Origin of the sequence: Streptomyces sp. NPDC127129, from assembly GCF_042671585.1 — a bacterium.
Taxonomy (GTDB): Bacteria; Actinomycetota; Actinomycetes; order Streptomycetales; family Streptomycetaceae; genus Streptomyces.
The window spans coordinates 84,943-102,813 of sequence record NZ_JBHXTV010000021.1 but is presented as its reverse complement, the minus strand read 5'-3'; the positions used below and the strand labels follow the sequence as shown (position 1 = coordinate 102,813).

Here is a 17,871-nt window from a genome sequence, read left to right as displayed (position 1 = left end):
GCCTCTCCACTGCCTAGCCTGCCGCGATGTCGAAGATCAGATTGTGGGCGGCCGGTGCGTCCGCCGCGGCGCTGATGGCCCTCGTCCCCGCGCCGGCCCAGGCACAGGCAGCCCCGCACCTGTCCGCCGCCCGGGTCCCCGCCCCCGCCGGGGTCCCCGCGTACGCCTGCGCCAAGGACCAGTGGCCGTGGGGCTGCGTCGCCGAGTGCGAGAGCGGCGGCCGCTGGCACATCAACACCGGCAACGGCTACTACGGCGGGCTGCAGTTCTGGCAGCCGACCTGGGAGGGGCACGGCGGACTGCGGTACGCGAAACGGGCCGACCTGGCGACCCGTCAGCAGCAGATCACGATCGCGGAGGAGGTCCTGCGCACCCAGGGGTGGGGGGCCTGGCCGGTCTGCTCCAAGCGGTACGGGCTGAGCGGGCGGGCGCACGTGGTCCAGCCGGGCGACACCCTCAGCTCGATCGCCCGACGGTTCAGGATCGCGGGCGGCTGGCAGGCGCTGTACAAGGCGAACCGCAGCGTCGTCGGGGCGGACCCGAACCGGCTCCTCGTCGGAACGATGCTGCGGATCGCACCGCTCAGCGCCCTGCGGTGAACTCGGCGGCCTCCCCGCTGAACGCGAGGGAGCCCCGGCGCAGTTCGTGCAGCAGCGTGCCTGACGGCAGCCCGGGCGGGGGCCGCTGCTCGGCGAGCACGACGGCGGCGCCGCCCGGGCGTGCGAGGGCGGCGAGCAGCCGGTAGGTACGCGCGGACACCGCGGGGGACATGCCGAGGGACGGCTCGTCGACCAGGACCACGCGGGCGGGGGTCACCAGGGCCCGGGAGAGCGCGAGCATCCGGCGCTCCCCGCCGGAGAGCGTGCCGGCGGGGCGCGCGAGCAGAGGGAGCAGCTCGGGGTACGCCGCCAGCGCCCGCTCCCGGTCCCCGGGGGCCAGGTCCAGGTTCTCGGCGACCGTGAGCGTCGCGTACACCGCCCGCAGATCCGGTACGAGGCAGAGTCCGCGCCGCGCACGGGCGTGGGCGTGGAGGCGGGTCACGTCGGCGCCGCGCCACAGGACCCGGCCGGAGGCGAGGGGAACGGTGCCGGCGAGGGCGCGCAGGGCGGTGGTGCGGCCGGAGCCGTTGCGGCCGACGAGGACGGTGACGGTCGCGGCCGGGACGGGCAGGTCGAGGCCGTGCAGGGCCTCCAGGGGGCCGTAGCGGACGCGGGCGGCGCGCAGGGCGATCTCGGTGCTCATGACACGATCCGGCCTCCCTCCATGGTGTGCACGGTGTGGGCGATTCCGGCGACGAGATCCGGGTCGTGCTCGACGAGGAGGACGGTGAGGCCGTCGGCGGCGAGGGCGGCGAGGATCCGGGCGAGGGCGTCGGTCTCCTCGGCGTCCAGGCCGGCCGAGGGTTCGTCCAGGAGCAGGGTGTGGGGGCCGCCGGCGAGGGCGCGGGCCAGCTCGACACGGCGGAGGGTGCCGGTGGGGAGGCCGGCGGCGGGGTGGTGGCGGACGGAGCCGGAGAGGCCGAGGAGGCGGAGGGCCTGTTCGGTCTGTGCGGAGGAGCGGTGACGGCCCTGTTCGGCGCCGAGCCGGACGTTGTCCTCGACCGTGAGGGACGGGAAGACCGCGAGCTGCTGGAAGGAACGGGCGACGCCGAGCCGGGTGCGGGCGTGGGCGGGACGTGGGGTGATGTCGGCGCCGTCGAGCGTGACGCGGCCACCGGTGGGGCGCAGGGTGCCGGCGAGGCAGTCGAAGAGGGTGCTCTTGCCGGCGCCGTTGGGGCCGACCAGGGCGGTGACCCGGCCCGGGGTGAGGGCGAGCGTGACATCGCTGAGGGCGGTGAGGCCGCCGGGATAGGTGAGCGTGAGGTGGTGGGCGCGGAGCCGTGCGGGCGGGGTGGGTGCGGGTCCGGGGACCGGTGCGCGGCGGTGGGGGTGTGCCCGGTCTCCGGCCGCGCTGGGCTTCCCGCCTTCCCCCGGAGCTCCGCCTGGGGGGACCCCCGTCCCGCGTCGCTCGCGCGTACCGGTTGTCGAAAGAGGTGCGGGTCCACCCGGGGGAGGTCGTCCGCCGTCGGCGGCCGCGGGGGGTGGGGTCCTGGCCGGCAGCCAGGACGTCAGGGGCGGGATCCGGCCCGTCAGAGCCGCCAGGACGCCGATCGCGGCCGCCGCCACGCCGCCCCTCGTGCCCGCGTCCAGTCCGACCAGCAGGGCCGCCGCGGCCAGCGGGGAGAGGAGGCTGTCGGCGCCCAGGACGACGACCGCGGCGAACCAGAGGAGCCCGCGGACCGGGTCGTACGCCTCCGGGTCGAAGGCGCGCAGTCCCATGCCGAGGAGGCCGCCGCCCAGGGCCGCCAGGGCCGCGCCCAGGACGAAGGCAAGGATCTTCAGCAGGCCCACCCGCACCCCGGACGCCTCCGCACCGCCCTCGTGGTCGCGCAGGGCGGCGAGCGCCCGGCCCGTGCGGCCCCGGCGCAGGGCCCCGACCAGGACGAGGCAGCAGGCCAGGACCACGAGCTCCAGGGCGTAGTAGCGGCGGTCGTCGGCGAAGCCCGCCGGGCGCCCGAGCTCCAGGCCGGCCGTCGCGTACGGCTGGGCGAAGACGAACCGGCTCACCGTCACCCCGACCGCCAGCGTCGCGAGCGCCAGGGCCAGGCCGTGGCGGCGGATCGCCGGCCACCCCGTCACCAGGCCCAGCGGGGCCACGATCAGCACCGCGAGCGCGAGCGCGAGCAGCTCCGGCAGGCCGCCCGCCGCGAGCAGCGCCGTGAAGAGCGCCCCCAGGCCCGCGTACGCCGCCTGGCCGAGCGCGATCTGCCCGCCCCGGCCCGTCACCACCACCAGCGACAGGAGCACGATCGCGAGCGCCGGGACCTGGATCGCCGTGTGCAGGTCCGTACCCGCGAAGCCCACCGGGAGCAGGAAGAGCGCCCCGACCGTGAACCAGACGCCCGGCGGCGTCCGGGGGGCGACGGCCGGCGGGGGCAGCGCGTCCTGGCCGCGGCCGCCGACCCCCGGCAGGACCAGCGCGGCCACCAGCAGCGCGAGCACGAAGAGATTCGCCCCCACCGCCTGCACCAGCGGCCCCGCCCACCCCTCCGGGTGGAGCCGGGTCAGCTGCGCCTGCGCCACGCCCAGCGCGAGAGCCGTCACGATCGCGACCGGCAGGCTCCGCATCCGGGCCACCACCGCGACCGCGATCACCTCGACGACGAGAAGCGGCATCCCGTACGGGTCGAGCCGTACGTACGGGGCCAGCAGCACCCCCGTCAGACCCGCCGTGAACGCGCCGAACGCCCATCCCGCCGCCGAGACGCGGTCCGCGTCGATCCCGCCCAGCATCGCCAGCGGCCGGTTGTCCACCACCGCCCGCAGTTCGCGCCCGAACCGCGTCCACCGGGTCACCGCCCCCACCGCGACGGCCAGCAGCACCACCGCCGCGAGCTGCGTCCACGGGTCGTCGCCCAGCAGCACCGGCGCGTCCGCCCGCGCACCGGTGCCCCACACGAGCGCCGCACCGCCCACCAGGAGCACGAAGACACCGATGGAGGCCACCAGGGTCTGCGCCGGGCTGGAGCCGAGGAGCGCCAGCGGCCGGAACACCGCCCGGTCGAGGACCAGGCCGATGCCGGGCGCGACCACGAGCAGCGTCACCAGCGCGCCGAGGGACAGCGGCCAGCCCCACTCGACCACCAGCTGCCGCAGCACGTACGCGCAGACCATGGCGATCGCCCCGTGCGCCAGGTTCAGCACGCCCGTCGCGCGGTAGGTGACGATCAGTCCGATGCCGGTGAGCGCGGCGGCGCTGCCGACCGCGAGTCCGGCGAGCGTGAGGTCGTACGTCAGCGAGGCCACGGCTCACACACCGGACACGGGCCGAGCTCCGCGTCCCCGGCCGGTTCGGCGTCCGTCCGGCCCGCCACGAGCGGGCAGTCGGGCCGGTGGGCGAGGGTCCCGCCCGGTACCCGGACCGGTGGCTCATCGGACGACGGCGGGGCCGTGTCCTCGACGGCCTCGGCGGGCGGCGCCGTCCTGCGTACCGGCACCCGGCCCGCCGCCCCGACCAGCACGGCCCCGGCGACGATCAGCGCCGCCCCCGGCACCGTGCACGACGCGAGGTAGGGCAGCTGCCGTTCGGCGAACCGCTCGCCGGAGATCCCGTACCACCCCAGGACGCAGAGCACCGCGCCGCCGGCGGCCGCGGCGAGACCGGCCCACAGCAGTACCCGGGATGTCGGCACGGGACCTCCTCGCCTCCGCCCCACGAGCGACTCGCCCTTGATGTCCTTGTTCCTTGCACTATGCCCTTAATCGGCCCACCCTGGAATCATCAGGGCGCCCGGCCCCGACGGACACCCGGTGGTGAGCCAGATGGTTCTCAAGCGACGAGTGGGACGCTCACGCTCTCGTATCGCGGCCCTGACGGCCGCCTCGGTCCTCGTGCTGGGGCCGGTCCTCGCGGCCTGTGGGGACGACGGCGGTGGCTCGGACTCCGCCACGACCACCGAACCGGCCGCGACCGCACCGGCCGACCCGGCCGCCGCCCGGGCGGAGATCACCCAGAACTGGACCGACTTCTTCGACCCCGACACCCCGGCGTCGGAGCGCGCGGAGCTGCTGGAGAACGGCGAGCAGATGCGGCCGGCCCTGGAGGCGCTCCTCACCAACCAGGCCGCCGCCGCGGCCACGGCGAAGGTCAAGACGATCGAGTTCACCTCGCCGAACGACGCGAACGTGACCTACGACCTGCTCGTCTCCGGTGCCCCGGCCCTGGCCGACTCCAAGGGCTCCTCCGTACTCCAGGACGGCACCTGGAAGGTGTCCGTGAAGACCCTCTGCGGCCTGGCGCAGCTCAGCGGTGCGACGGTTCAGGGGTGCTGAGACGGCAGGCGCGCTGCTCCTCGCCGCGCTGCTCGGCCTGACCGCGGCGTGCGGCAGCCGGATCCCGGAGCGTGCGTTCGAGACGCGGCCCACCGCCACTGTCCCCTCCGGCGGTGAGCCGCTCCGGATCGGCATCATCACCAGCGCCACCAGCCCCGTCGGCGGTGACGCGTTCTCAGGCCCGCGCGACGGCGCCAGGGCCTGGTTCGACGCCCTCAACGCCCGCGGCGGAATCAACGGCCGCCGGGTCGAGGTCGTCACCTGCGACGACGGCGGCAGTGGCGTCGGCAACAACGAGTGCGTGCACAAGCTGATCGACGAACGGAAGGTGTTCGCGCTCGTCGCCACCACCGCCCTCGACTACGCGGGAGCCCCGCTCGTCGCCAAGGCCGGCGTCCCCGACATCGGGGGCCAGCCGCTCACCCCGGCGTACGACACCTATCCGCATCTGTACGGGATCTACGGCAGCCTCGCCCCGCGCACCGGGAAGACGCCCGGCTGGGACGGGGTCCTGTACGGCGGGACCGAGGTCTACCGCTGGTTCAAGCGCGAACACGGCGCCCGTACCGCCGCCGTCGTCGCCTACAACCAGGCCGCCTCCACCGCGTACGCCCGGCTGATCGCCGACGGGCTGCGGGCCGAGGGGTACCGGGTCGTCGAGGAGCAGGTCGACTTCGCCCTGCCCAACTTCCGCGCCGTCGCGGCCGATCTGCGGGCCCAGGGCGCCGACCTCGTCTTCGACGCCATGGACACCCACGGCAACGTCCGGCTCTGCGAGGCGATGGAGGCGCTGGGCGTCAAGGTCACCGCCAAGGTGACCAACGTGCAGAACTGGTCCTCGACCGTGCCGCGCGACTACGCCGGGACCCCCGGCTGCCGGGCCTCGCTCTTCGTCACCGGCTCCAGCCGCAACTACGAGGACACCGGACACGCGGCGGTACGGGAGTTCCGCACGGCGATGGGCGACCGGCCGCTCTCCCAGTGGCAGTTGGAGGGCTGGGCCGCCGCCATGTGGTTCACGGACGCGGCGCTGTCCTGCGGGGACCGGCTCACCCGCGCCTGCGTCGAGGAGTTCATGAACCGGCCGGAGCCGTACACGGCCCGCGGCCTGCTGCTGCCCGTCCGGTTCGAGAAGCTCGCCGAGCCGCCGAAGACCCGTGACACCTGTCTCTCCGTGGCCCGTTGGCAGGACGGACGGGGCTGGGTCGGCCAGGGCGACATGACCAAGAACTGCGCCGTCGTCCCCCAACTCGGCTACCGGCCCTGAGCGCACCGGACGTGAACCGGGCCTGTCCGGCGCGTAAAGTCGCCAGGGACCGCACCACTTGATCCGGGGGAACCACCAGTCCGATGCGCATCTCGTTCCTGCTTCACAACGCCTTCCACATCGGCGGAACCATCCGGACGACGTTCACCCTGGCCCAGGCCCTCGCCGAGCGGCACGAGGTCGAGATCGTCTCCGTCTTCCGGCACCGGAACGAGCCGGTCCTGGGCGTCCCCGCAGGCGTGACCCTGCGTCACCTCGTCGACCTGCGCAAGGACAGCGCCGACTACGACGGCGCCCACCCGGACATCTCCCGGCCCGCCCGGGTCTTTCCGCGCGGCGACGGCCGGTGGAAGCAGTACAGCGCGCTGACCGACGCCCGGATCGGCGCCCATCTGGCGTCGGTCGAGGCCGACGTGGTGGTCTCCACCCGCCCCGGCCTCAACGTCCACCTCGCGCGGCAGACCCGCCGCGGCCCGGTCCTCGTCGGCCAGGAGCACCTGATCCTGGACGGCCACACCTACCGGCTGCGCCGTGAGATCGCGCACCGGTACACGGTCCTCGACGCCGTCACCACGGTCACCGAGGCCGACGCCCGGTCGTACCGCACCCGGCTGCGGCTGCCCGGCGTACGGATCGACGCGGTGCCCAACAGCGTGCCCGCGCCGAGCATGCCGCCCGCCGACCCCGCCTCGAAGGTCGTCGTCGCCGCGGGGCGGCTCACACCGGTCAAGCGGTACGACGTGCTGGTCGCCGCCTTCGCCGAGGTGGCGGCAGCCCACCCGGACTGGAAGCTGCGGATCTACGGCACCGGCGACCACTTCGGCAATGTGAAGCAGGCGCTGGCCCGGCAGATCGAGAAGCTCGGACTCGGCGGGAACGTCTTCCTCATGGGCACGGCCAACCCGATGGAGCCGGAATGGGCCAAGGGCTCGATCGCCGCCGTCACCTCGCGGCGCGAGTCCTTCGGCATGACGATCGTCGAGGCGATGCGGTGCGGTCTGCCCGTCGTCTCCACCGACTGCCCCAACGGCCCCCGCGAGATCATCGAGGACCGGGTCGACGGCCGCCTCGTGCCCGTCGACGACGTCTCCGCGGTGGCCCGTGCCCTGCTCGACCTCGTCGAGGACGACGAACTGCGCGCCAAGACCGCGCGGGCCGCCCTCACCGCCTCGGAACGCTTCGACCCGGCCCGGATCGCGGCCCGCCACGAGGAGATCTGGACGGAGCTGGTCGCCCGGGGCGCGAGCGGCCGTACCCATGGCGCGTTCCGCGAGACCCGCCACCGCGCGGTCGGCACCGTGGTCGACGCCGGATACGAGCTCAAGCGCCGGATCGGAGTCCTCGTCCGCCGCTTCCGCTGAGCCGTCGAGGACAGTAGCTGTCCGCGACGGCTGGCAGACTCGGACCCATGCTGGAGACCTCCGCACGACTCCTCCGCCTGCTCTCGCTGCTGCAGGCCCATCGCGAGTGGTCGGGCACCGACCTCGCGGAACGGCTCGGCGTCACCACCCGGACCGTACGGCGGGACGTGGACCGGCTGCGCGAGCTCGGCTACCCGGTCAACGCCAGCCCCGGCACGGGCGGCGGGTACCAGCTCGGCGCCGGCGCCGAGCTGCCGCCGCTGCTCCTCGACGACGACGAGGCCGTCGCCGTCGCGGTCGGGCTGCGCACCGCCGCCGGGCAGGGCGTCGAGGGCATCGGCGAGACCTCCGTACGCGCCCTGGCGAAACTGGAGCAGGTGCTGCCCGGACGGCTGCGGCGCCGGGTCAGCACCCTCAACGCCTTCACCGTGCCGATGCTGCGCACCCCGGCCACCCAGGTCGATCCGGCGGTTCTGACCGAGCTCGCGAACGCCTGCCGGGACAGCGAGCGGCTCCGCTTCGAGTACCGCGACCACGCCGGCGCCACGACCCGCCGCACCGTCGAACCGCACCGGCTGGTGTGCACCGAACGCCGCTGGTACCTGGTCGCCTGGGACGTCGACCGTGCCGACTGGCGTACGTTCCGGGTCGACCGGATCGAACCGAAGCCGCCGCACGGACCCCGCTTCCCGCCCCGCGAGCCGCCCGCCGACGACCTGGCCGCCTATGTCGCCAAGGGCGTGTCCGGGGCGGCCTACGCGGCCGAGGCGACGATCCGGCTGCACGTCCCGCTCGCCGAGGCCGCCTCGGTCGTCGGCCCCATGGACGGCGTCCTGGAGCCGGACGGCGACGGCACCTGTCTGCTGCGCGCCGGGGCCGGCAGCCTGCAGGGCATGGTCGTCCACGTCCTGATGCTGGGGCTCGAGTTCGAGGTCGTCGCCCCGAAGGAGCTCGAAGACCGGGTCAGGGTTCTGAGGGACCGGCTCTCTCGCGCCGTGGAGCGCTCGGAGCGGTGAGCCGCATCCGCTCGTAGGCCATGAACTCCGGGTGGTGCAGGTCGAAGGCCGGGGCCTCGGAGCGGATCCTCGGAACGGCGTCGAAGTTGTGGCGGGGCGGCGGACAGGACGTCGCCCACTCCAGGGAGCGGCCGAACCCCCACGGGTCGTCCACCTCGACCTTCTCCGCGTATCTGGCGGTGCGCCAGACGTTGTACAGGAAGGGCAGCGTGGAGGCGCCGAGCAGGAACGCGCCGATGGACGAGACCGTGTTGAGCGCGGTGAACCCGTCGGCCTCCAGATAGTCCGCGTACCGCCGCGGCATGCCCTCCGCGCCGAGCCAGTGCTGCACGAGGAACGTCAGGTGGAAACCGACGAACAGCGTCCAGAAATGGATCTTGCCCAGGCGCTCGTCGAGCATGCGGCCGGTGAACTTGGGCCACCAGAAGGTGAAACCGGCGAACGTCGCGAAGACGACCGTTCCGAAGACCGTGTAGTGGAAATGGGCGACGACGAAGTACGAGTCGGTGACCGCGAAGTCCATCGGCGGCGAGGCGAGGATGACGCCGGTCAGCCCGCCGAAGAGGAAGGACACCAGAAAGCCGATCGACCAGAGCATCGGCGTCTCGAACGAGAGCGAGCCCTTGAGCATCGTGCCGGTCCAGTTGAAGAACTTCACCCCGGTCGGCACGGCGATCAGGAACGACAGCAGGGAGAAGAAGGGCAGCAGGACCGCCCCGGTGGCGAACATGTGGTGCGCCCACACCACCACCGAGAGTCCGGTGATCGCCATGGTGGCGGCGATGAGGGTCGTGTAGCCGAAGATCGGCTTGCGGGCGAAGACCGGGATGATCTCGCTGATGATGCCGAAGAACGGCAGCGCGATGATGTAGACCTCGGGATGCCCGAAGAACCAGAAGAGGTGCTGCCACAGCAGCGCCCCGCCGTTCTCCGGCTGGAACACCAGCGAGCCGAAGCGTCGGTCCGACTCCAGGACGAGCAGCGCCGCGGCCAGGACCGGGAAGGCCATCAGGACCAGGATCGTGGTGAAGAGGATGTTCCAGGTGAAGATCGGCATCCGGAACATCGTCATACCGGGCGCCCGCATCCCGACGATCGTCGCCAGGAAGTTCACCGAGGTGAGGATCGTCCCGAAGCCCGAAAGCGCGAGCCCCATGATCCACAGATCGGGGCCGATGCCGGGGGATCGCTCCAGGCTGTTGAGCGGGGCGTAGGCGGTCCAGCCGAAGGCGGCGGGCCCGCTCGGCACGAGCAGCGAGCCGACCACCATCAGGCCGCCGAAGAGGAACAGCCAGTACGAGAACATGTTCAGCCGCGGGAAGGCGACGTCGGGGGCGCCGATCTGGAGCGGCACCAGCTCGTTGGCGAAGCCGGCGAAGGTCGGCGTCGCGAAGAGCAGCAGCATGATCGTGCCGTGCAGCGTGAACGCCTGGTTGAACTGCTGGTTGTCGAGCAGCTGGGTTCCGGGGCGGGCCAGCTCGGCCCGCATCAGCATCGCCATCACGCCGGCGGCCAGGAAGAAGAGGAACGACGTGACCAGGTAGAGGTGGCCGATCTTCTTGTGGTCGGTCGTGGTGAGCCAGTCGATCAGGACCCGCCCATGCCGTTCCCGAGGTGATTCGACGGCCGCGTCCGCGGTGTCGATGCCCATCGATGCCTCCGGTTCCGAATCGTCCGGACATGATGCGCGCACCGGGGGCGGGGACACGGGAGGCGGCCGGGCGCACTGCTCCGGTCGGCCGAGCGTGTGCGCGTCATGCGGGGAAAACGTGAACACCGTGAGGTCGTCGTTCGTCCCCGAATTTCCCAGACCAGGGCGTGGAACGGAATTCCGGAACCCCTCGGACGAACTGTCCGAACGGCCCTTGAATTACCGGGGAAACGGCTGGAAACTGCCCTTTCGGGTGACGGCGCTCGTGTCAAACATATGTCGAGAAGCTGTGACACAAGCGTGACCGGTAAGGGACTAACGTGAGGCACATGACACCGAAGCCGAGGTTCCCCGTACCGCCCGAAGACTATGTGGGGCTCGACCAGGAGCGCGCCGAACTGCTCGCCCGCGAGCACGGCTGGGACGTGGTCCGTTCCCTGCCCCCGGGCTCGATCATCACGATGGAATACCTGGAGGGCCGGATCAACTTCGAGGTGACGGACGGCTCCGTCACGCGCTGCTGGCTCGGCTAGCGGCGGACCCCCGCACCAGCGCGAAGGGCCCCGGCCGTGGCCGGGGCCCTTCGTCGTGGGGTCGTGCGCTCTCAGCCGCCGGTGAGCGGCCGCGAGTGCGGCGGACGGCGGCTGCCGGCCGGGGTGACCGGGGTCCGCTCCGAGCGTGGGGCGTGCCCGGTGTGCCCTCCGTGTCCGGCGTGCGCCGTGTGCGGACGCGGGGCGGTGAGCGGCGGGGTGAGCCGGCCTTCGCCGCGCGCGGCGGCGGCCCGCCCGCTGCGGGCGCCGATGACCTCCCGGACCGGCTCCTCGGCCGCCGTGGGGCGCGGCGGGTACATCGCCGGACGCGGCCCACCGGTCGCGACGGGCAGCGACGGGACCAGCCTGCGGCGGGCCCGGAGCTGCTCGCGCAGCCGGTCGCGCGCGCTGAGGACCATGGCCTCCACGCGGCTGATCAGCGGCTCGCACCAGGGCAGGGCCAGCAGGATGAGCAGCCCCGCCGCCCAGCCGAGCAGCACATCGCTCAGCCAGTGCGTACCGATGTAGACGGTGGTCAGGCCGACGCCCAGCGCGACCACGGCCGAGAGGGCCGACAGATAGCGCCGGGCCCGCGGGGTGGTCGCCAGATACGCCAGGATTCCCCAGGTCACGACGGCGTTCGCGGTGTGGCCGGACGGAAATATATCGCCGCCGGCGAAGAGCTCGGCAGAGCCGATCTGCGTCGCGTAGTGGGGACCGAGGCGGCCGAGGCCGAGCTTGACCGCGCCGACCGTGACGTTGAGCAGGAGGAGCGCGGCGCCGAGGGTGAGCAGCGGTCGCAGGGTGTGCTGGCGCCAGGAGCGCCAGCCCAGCCAGGCCGCCACCATCACGGCGGTGGGACCGCGCTGGCCGAGGACGACGTAGTAGTCGAGGAAGGCGTGCAGGTCCGGCCACTGCTGATAGGGCCGGAAGAGCATGATCTTCCAGTCGAGGGTCACCAGCCACGTCGAGAGCAGCACGGCCACGACGATGGCGAGATAGAACGCCAGCGTCCCGCCGAAGAGGGCGAGACGCGTGCGGGTCATCCGCGGGACCTCTATCTTCGGCGGTTCCGGCTCCCGGTCCAGCCGGGCAAAGATGTCGGTACGCACCCAATCGACGTTACAGGGAGTGAGTGTCGACCTTGGTCGATCCGGTGTCTTCGTGATGACGATGTGATGTGGAGTAGGTCTCAGACCGGGGTTTATTCCTGGCGTCTGTCGGAGAATCCGATGACCTTCCGCCCTATTGCCGGAGGGTGACTTTCCGGAAGCCTGTTTGCACGTCGGGGAAATGCGTCAAACGGTTGTGCGGCCGGAATTCGAGGAGGCGCGCTGGGCAGGCGGAGTGGCGTACGCCACACCCGGCGGTCCGCCGGGGTGAGAGCTGCACCACGCGCTCGGGCCTTGAACTCGCGTACGCTGACGGCTCACTCGCCCGTCGATGCCGGGCCGCCCCGGGAACCCGAACCCCGGCCGGTGCCCGCCGAGCGCGAGAGCTTCACTGGGAGGTACGTACATGCAGCGGACGATCACGGCCGGAGCACGACTCCGCGCCGCCGGCGGCGGCGCCAACCGCTGGGTCGTCCTCTTCGTCCTCTGCGTCAGCCTGCTGCTGGTCGCGCTGGACGCCACCATTCTTCACGTCGCCGTCCCCTCCCTCACGGAGGACCTGCGCCCCAGCTCCACCGAGCTGCTCTGGATCGTCGACGCCTACCCGCTGATCTGCGCCTCGCTGCTGATCCTCTTCGGCACGCTGGGCGACCGGATCGGCCGGCGCAGAGTGCTGCTCCTCGGTTACGCGCTGTTCGGCGTCGCCTCCGCGGTCGCGGCCCTCGCCACCGCGCCGGGTGTCCTGATCGGCGCCCGCGCCCTCCTCGGCGTCGGCGGCGCGATGATCATGCCCGCCACCCTCTCGATCCTCCGGGCGGTCTTCCCCGACCGGCGTGAGCGGGCCACCGCGATCGGCATCTGGACGGCGGTCGCCGCGATCGGCGCCGCCACCGGGCCGGTGCTCGGCGGCTTCCTGGTCGAGCACTACTGGTGGGGCTCGGTCTTCCTGATCAACATCCCGCTGATGGCGCTCATCCTGCCGCTCGGCCGCTGGCTGCTGCCCGAGTCCAAGGGGCGCGGCGACGGCCCCTGGGACGTCCTCGGCGCGCTGATGGCCGCGGCCGGAGTGCTCGGCATGGTCCTCGGGGTGAAGCGGATCGGCGCGGGCGAGAACCTCCTCGACCCGGCGACCGCCGCACCGCTCCTCCTCGGCGCGGCGCTGCTGATCCTCTTCGTACGCCGGCAGCGGCGCCGGGCGCATCCGCTGATCGACATGCGACTCTTCTCCCGCGCCGCCTTCACCACCTCCGTCGGCTGCATCGTGCTCGCCATGCTGGCCCTGGTCGGCCTGGAGCTGATCGCCGTCCAGTACCTCCAGCTCGTCCTCGGGCTCAGCCCGCTGGAGACGGGGCTGCGGCTCCTGCCGCTCACCTTCGCCGCCATGGCGGCCGGCGCCACCGGCTCGTACACGCTGCGCCGGATCGGTCCGCGCCGGATGGTCGGCTGGGGCTTCGTCCTCACCGCCGCCGCCGTGCTGCTGCTCGTCCTGATGGGCCAGCACGACCGGCCGCTGCTGCTCACCTGTGGCTTCGTCCTGCTCGGCTTCGGGCTCCAGACCACCCTCTTCTCGGCGTACGAGTCGATGCTCAGCGAGGCCCCGCCGGAGAGCGCGGGCGGCGCGGCGGCCATCGGCGAGACCTCGTACCAGCTCGGTGCCGGCATGGGCATCGCGCTCCTCGGCAGCGTGATGAACGCGGCGTACGCGCCCGGCCTGGCCGCCGTGCCCGGTGTCCCGGCCGCCGCGAGCGAGGCCGCCGCCAACTCGCTCGGCGAGGCCTACAAGGTCGCCGACCAGCTCGGCGGCACAGCGGGTCCGGCGCTGTACCACGCGGCGCGGCACGCCTTCGTGGACGGCCTTCACGTCACGCTCTTCGTCAGCGCGGCGCTGCTGCTGCTCGGCGCGCTGATGGCGCTGCGGCTGCCGCGCGTGATGGAGTGCATGGTCGACCCGGAGGACCTGGTGCCCGAGGCCCCCGCGGAGGTACGGGTGCCGGCCACCCGCGAGCCCGCCGAACCGGCCGTCCGCGAGCCCGCCGAACCGGTCTGCTCGTCCCCGGGGCCTGCCGGGCAGGGCGCCCGCCGGTCGTGAATCCGTCCGGTGATCCGTCCGGTGATCCGTCCGGTGATCCGTCCGGTGGTACGGGCAGGTGCTCGGGCCGGTGAGCTCCCCCGGCGCTGCCGCCGGGAGGCGCTCCCGGCTCAGCTCTGGTTGAAGAAACCGTCCTGCGCACGCCCCGCGGGGTCTCCGCTGATGATCTGCGTGTCGGCGGGGGTCAGCAGGAAGACCCGCGTCGCCACCCGCTCGATCGAGCCGCGCAGACCGAAGGCGAGACCGGCGGCGAAGTCGACCACACGCTTGGCGTCGGAGGGCTCCATGGCCGTGAGGTTCACGATGACCGGGACACCGTCCCGGAAGAGCTCGCCGATGCCCCGGGCGTCCCGGAACCCGTCCGGGGAGACGGTCGCGATCCTGCGGCCCTGCTCCTGCGCCGAGTCGGACGCCACCCGGACCCGGGGGTCCGTCACCCAGGCGTCGCCGCTCTCGGCAGTCTCGGCGTACTCGTCGTCGTAGTAGCGCTCGTCGTTGTCCTCGACGAGGCCCAGCCATGCACTCGCCTTGCGCACCGATCCCATGGTCGCCTCCTTTCAGCGCGGTCACTTGTGGTTCCGCATATCCCTATCGTCGTCCATGATGCGGATCGCGCGCCAAGTGGATAGTCGGCGCGCGCGGGTTTCGTGACGGTACTGGTGCAGAACGTGAGGCCCGGTTTCTGGTGAATCGTCAGGAATCTTGCGGTATACGGGGCCTGACGGAGGTTCCGGAGGGGTCGTGGATCTAAAATATGAAAGTCGGTCCAGAAGGGTGACGCTCGGAGCGTCCGGGTGAACGGACCAGGTCGATACGATGCCGCAACACCGCCGCAGACCGCTGCGGCAGCACCTGCGCGCGACTCACGGGGAGTCCCTTGTTCGGCATAGTCAGGCCCTGCACCCATCGGCTCACCGAGGGCCTCAGGACCGAATGGATGGCCCATCTCTGCGGCCTCTGTCTGGCACTTCGGGCCGACCACGGGCAGTTCGCCCGGGTGGTCACCAACTACGACGGCCTCATCGTCTCGGTTCTGACGGAGGCTCAGACGGGCCCGGTCGACGGCGGGCGCCGGACCGCCGGTCCCTGCCCGCTGCGCCAGATGAGGACCGCGCCGGTCGCCATGGGCGAGGGCGCACGCCTCGCGGCGGCCGTGTCGCTGGTCCTCGCCTCGGCGAAGGTGCGGGACCACGTCGCCGACCGGGACGGGCTGTTGGCGCGCCGCCCGGTCGCCGCGGCGGCCCGCCGGGTCGCCAGGTCCTGGGACCGGGCGGGCGCGCGGACCGGGCGGGCGATCGGCTTCGACACGGCCGTCCTGGTGGACGCCGTGGACCGGCAGGCCGGGGTCGAGAGCCTCGCCGGGCCCGGCACCCCGCTCCTCGTGGTCACCGAGCCGACCGAGACGGCGACGGCCGCGGCCTTCGCGCACACCGCCGTGCTCGCGGGCCGGCCCGGGAACCTCGAGCCGCTCGCCGAGGCGGGCCGGCTCTTCGGGAGGCTCGCGCATCTGCTGGACGCCGTGGAGGACCGGGAGGCGGACGCCGCGTCCGGCGCGTGGAACCCGCTCACCGCGACCGGCACGTCGCTCACCGAGGCCCGCCGGCTCGCGGACGACGCGCTCCACGGGATCCGCCTCGCGCTGCGGGACGCGGAGTTCGTGAACGGCCGGCTGGTGCACGTACTGCTCGCCCACGAGCTGCGCGTCTCGGTGGACCGCGCGTTCGGCACGACGAGCTGTGCGCACGGGGCGGGTGCTCCCGGGGGAGCGCACCAGCCGGGGCCGTACCAGCCGGGGCCGTACGCCCCCGGCCCGGTGCCGGGCAACCCGTACGCCCCGGGGCCGGGCGGCCCCGGCGGTCCCGGAGGCCCGCTGCCGCCCGAGCCGCCGAACCGGCGCCGCGGCCTGATGGCCGGTTGTGCCGTCTGGATGGGCCTGGCGTGTACGTGCCAGCTGTGCTGCGGCACGTACGAGGACCCGTGGAGCCGGGAGCGCCGCGAGGGCTCGTGCAGCAACTGCGACTGCAGCGGCTGCGGCGATTGCTGCTCCTGCTGCAACTGCGGTGACGGGGAAGGGGACGGCGGCTGCTGCGACGGCTGCGACTGCGGGTGTGACTGCGGCTGCTGAGCGACGCTCCCTCGTCATCGTCGGCGCCGGGCCGCGCGGCACCGGGCTGCTGGAACGCATCGCCGCCAACGCGCCAGGGTTGTACGGCGGTTCGGGCCTCGACATCCATCTCGTCGACCCGTACCCGCCGGGCGGCGGGCGGCTGTGGCGCCGCGGCCAGTCGCCGCTGCTCTGGATGAACTCGCAGGCCCGGCACGTCACGATGTTCACCGACGACACCGTGGAGATGGCGGGCCCGGTCCTCCCGGGGCCCACCGTGCACGAGTGGACCGGCGGCGACGGGGACGCCTTCGTCAGCCGCAGCACACACGGCGGGTATCTGCGCTGGGTGTACGAGAGGGCCGTCGCCGCCCTGCCGCCCGGCGCCGTCGTCCACCACCACCGGCGCAGGGCGGTGCGCGTCGCAGGGGCGCGTACCGGACGCCAGACGGTCTGGCTGGAAGGCGTCGACGCGCCGCTCACCGCCGACGCCGTCATCCTGGCCCAGGGGCATCTGGACGCCGAACCGGACGACGAACAGGCGGCGTTGGCCGCACACGCCGAACGTCACGGCCTGGTCCACCTGCCGCCCGACTTCACCGCCGACAGCGACCTGCGGCGGCTCGCGCCCGGCGCGCCCGTGATCGTGCGCGGTCTGGGCCTCGCCTTCGTCGACCTCATGGTGCTGCTCACCGAGGGCCGCGGCGGCCGGTACGAGAACGGGACGTACGTGCCGTCCGGACGCGAGCCGGTCCTCCATGTCGGGTCGCGACGCGGAGTCCCGTACCGGGCGAAGATCACGTACCCCCTGGAGGGCGAACGGCCCCCGCTGCCGCGCTACCTGGGGCCGGAGCAGATCGACGCCCTCCTCGCCCGGCCCGGCGGGTTCGACTTCCGGCGGGACGTCCGGCCTCTGATCGCCCAGGAGCTCGGCTTCGCCCACTACCACCGCCTCTTCACCGCACACCCCGAACGCACCCACCTCCCGTGGGTGGAGTTCGACCGCGCCTTCGCCGCCTGCCCGCCCGGCGGCCCCGGACTCGACGCCCTCGTCGCCTCCGCCGTGCCCCACCGGGCCGACCGGCTCGACCTTGCCGCGCTCGACCGCCCCCTCGCCGGGGTGCGCCACGCCTCCCCGGCCGCCCTCCAGGACCACGTCCGCGGTCATGTCGCCGACGACGTGGCCCGCCGCGACGACCCGGGGCACAGCCCCGACCTCGCCCTCTTCCACGGCCTGAACTCGGTCTACGGGCAGCTGGCACGGCTCGGCGACACCGGGACCTGGTGGCACGGCTTCTTCAGCTCCCTGGCCTCGGGACCGCCCGGCCCACGGCTGCGGAACCTGCTCGCGCTCTCGCGCGCCGGTGTCGTGCGGTTCCTGGGCGCGGACCTCCGGGTGCGCGCCGAGAACGGGGTGTTCCGCGCGCGGAGCTCCACCCTCCCCGGGCACGTCACCGAGGCCCGCGCCCTCGTCGAGGCGCGGCTCCCGGAGCCCACGGCCGCGACCACCCGGGACCCGCTGCTGCGCGCGCTGTACGCCGACGGCGCGGCCGCGACCCCGGCGGGACTCCTGGCCGTCGATCCCTCCGACGGCCGCGTCCTGGACCGGTCCGGCGTGCCGCACCCCCGCCGCTTCGCGCTCGGGCCGCACACCGACGCCCGGGGCGCCGGAGGCTTCGCCCGGCCCGGCGCCAACGGCCTCTCCCTCCGGCAGAACGACGCGACCGCGCGGGCCGCGCTCGCGCTCCTGCGCGACCTGTGAACGCCCGGCGCCCTGCCCCCGCGTGGCCCCGCGTGGCCCCGCGTGCCTCCGCGTGGCCACGCGAGCGTCGCGTCCGGGCTTCCCGACCCCGTATGGAAGGGTTGAACA

At 73.4% G+C, this 17,871-nt stretch carries 15 protein-coding genes; 9 read left to right on the top strand and 6 right to left on the bottom strand.

What is annotated here, in order from left to right:
* Positions 1-26: 26 nt before the first annotated feature.
* Positions 27-599, top strand: coding sequence for a transglycosylase family protein (locus ACFVGW_RS32155; protein ID WP_385854420.1), 573 nt, complete (start codon positions 27-29; stop codon positions 597-599).
* On the opposite strand, the gene ACFVGW_RS32150 is transcribed toward ACFVGW_RS32155, so the two are convergent.
* Genes ACFVGW_RS32150 through ACFVGW_RS32140 form a run of 3 tightly spaced genes read right to left on the bottom strand, consistent with a single transcriptional unit; the run spans position 583 to position 4,231 of the window.
* Positions 583-1,242, bottom strand: coding sequence for an ATP-binding cassette domain-containing protein (locus tag ACFVGW_RS32150; RefSeq protein WP_383296530.1), 660 nt, complete (start codon positions 1,240-1,242; stop codon positions 583-585). The two genes, ACFVGW_RS32155 and ACFVGW_RS32150, sit on opposite strands and share 17 nt — an antisense overlap.
* Positions 1,239-3,845 carry an ATP-binding cassette domain-containing protein gene (locus ACFVGW_RS32145; RefSeq protein ID WP_385854419.1) on the bottom strand — a complete coding sequence of 869 codons (2,607 nt, stop codon included), beginning with the start codon at positions 3,843-3,845 and terminating at the stop codon, positions 1,239-1,241. The genes ACFVGW_RS32150 and ACFVGW_RS32145 overlap by 4 nt, the downstream gene beginning before the upstream one ends.
* Positions 3,833-4,231 (bottom strand): hypothetical protein, encoded by a 399-nt coding sequence (locus tag ACFVGW_RS32140; RefSeq protein ID WP_385854418.1) that lies wholly within the window; start codon positions 4,229-4,231, stop codon positions 3,833-3,835. Before ACFVGW_RS32140 ends, ACFVGW_RS32145 begins: the two co-directional genes overlap by 13 nt.
* 148 nt (positions 4,232-4,379) lie before the next feature.
* On the opposite strand from ACFVGW_RS32140, the gene ACFVGW_RS32135 reads away from it, so the two are divergent.
* From ACFVGW_RS32135 to ACFVGW_RS32120, 4 genes are all read left to right on the top strand, one after another.
* The gene (locus ACFVGW_RS32135) at positions 4,380-4,871 is read left to right on the top strand and encodes a hypothetical protein (RefSeq protein ID WP_385854417.1); all 492 of its coding nucleotides are present in this window, start codon (positions 4,380-4,382) and stop codon (positions 4,869-4,871) included.
* A complete protein-coding gene (locus ACFVGW_RS32130) occupies positions 4,849-6,138 on the top strand; it encodes an ABC transporter substrate-binding protein (protein WP_385854416.1) in 1,290 nt (429 codons plus the stop codon). Before ACFVGW_RS32135 ends, ACFVGW_RS32130 begins: the two co-directional genes overlap by 23 nt.
* 83 nt (positions 6,139-6,221) lie before the next feature.
* Positions 6,222-7,499, top strand: a complete 1,278-nt coding sequence (locus ACFVGW_RS32125) for a glycosyltransferase (protein ID WP_385854415.1) — start codon at positions 6,222-6,224, stop codon at positions 7,497-7,499.
* A gap of 47 nt (positions 7,500-7,546) precedes the next feature.
* A complete protein-coding gene (locus tag ACFVGW_RS32120) occupies positions 7,547-8,515 on the top strand; it encodes a helix-turn-helix transcriptional regulator (RefSeq protein ID WP_385854414.1) in 969 nt (322 codons plus the stop codon).
* Here ACFVGW_RS32120 and ctaD read toward each other — a convergent pair.
* Complete coding sequence (gene ctaD / locus ACFVGW_RS32115; RefSeq protein WP_385854413.1) at positions 8,463-10,166, bottom strand: cytochrome c oxidase subunit I; 1,704 nt, start codon at positions 10,164-10,166, stop codon at positions 8,463-8,465. The two genes, ACFVGW_RS32120 and ctaD, sit on opposite strands and share 53 nt — an antisense overlap.
* 329 nt (positions 10,167-10,495) lie before the next feature.
* On the opposite strand from ctaD, the gene ACFVGW_RS32110 reads away from it, so the two are divergent.
* Positions 10,496-10,699, top strand: a complete 204-nt coding sequence (locus ACFVGW_RS32110) for an I78 family peptidase inhibitor (protein WP_383226307.1) — start codon at positions 10,496-10,498, stop codon at positions 10,697-10,699.
* 71 nt (positions 10,700-10,770) lie between these two features.
* Here ACFVGW_RS32110 and ACFVGW_RS32105 read toward each other — a convergent pair whose 3' ends face one another.
* Positions 10,771-11,808 (bottom strand): phosphatase PAP2 family protein, encoded by a 1,038-nt coding sequence (locus tag ACFVGW_RS32105; protein WP_385854412.1) that lies wholly within the window; start codon positions 11,806-11,808, stop codon positions 10,771-10,773.
* Between the two features lie 406 nt (positions 11,809-12,214).
* Between ACFVGW_RS32105 and ACFVGW_RS32100 the strand changes: the two genes are divergently transcribed.
* Entirely contained in the window at positions 12,215-13,897 is a 1,683-nt protein-coding gene (locus tag ACFVGW_RS32100; protein WP_385854411.1) for an MFS transporter, read from the top strand.
* Positions 13,898-14,007: 110 nt separating this feature from the next.
* Here ACFVGW_RS32100 and ACFVGW_RS32095 read toward each other — a convergent pair whose 3' ends face one another.
* A complete protein-coding gene (locus ACFVGW_RS32095; RefSeq protein WP_383226299.1) occupies positions 14,008-14,442 on the bottom strand; it encodes a cell division protein SepF in 435 nt (144 codons plus the stop codon).
* A gap of 332 nt (positions 14,443-14,774) precedes the next feature.
* Here ACFVGW_RS32095 and ACFVGW_RS32090 point away from each other — a divergent pair, with 332 nt between their 5' ends.
* The gene (locus ACFVGW_RS32090) at positions 14,775-16,022 is read left to right on the top strand and encodes a DUF5685 family protein (RefSeq protein ID WP_385854410.1); all 1,248 of its coding nucleotides are present in this window, start codon (positions 14,775-14,777) and stop codon (positions 16,020-16,022) included.
* A complete protein-coding gene (locus tag ACFVGW_RS32085; RefSeq protein WP_385854409.1) occupies positions 16,006-17,763 on the top strand; it encodes an FAD/NAD(P)-binding protein in 1,758 nt (585 codons plus the stop codon). The genes ACFVGW_RS32090 and ACFVGW_RS32085 overlap by 17 nt, the downstream gene beginning before the upstream one ends.
* Positions 17,764-17,871: the final 108 nt, after the last annotated feature.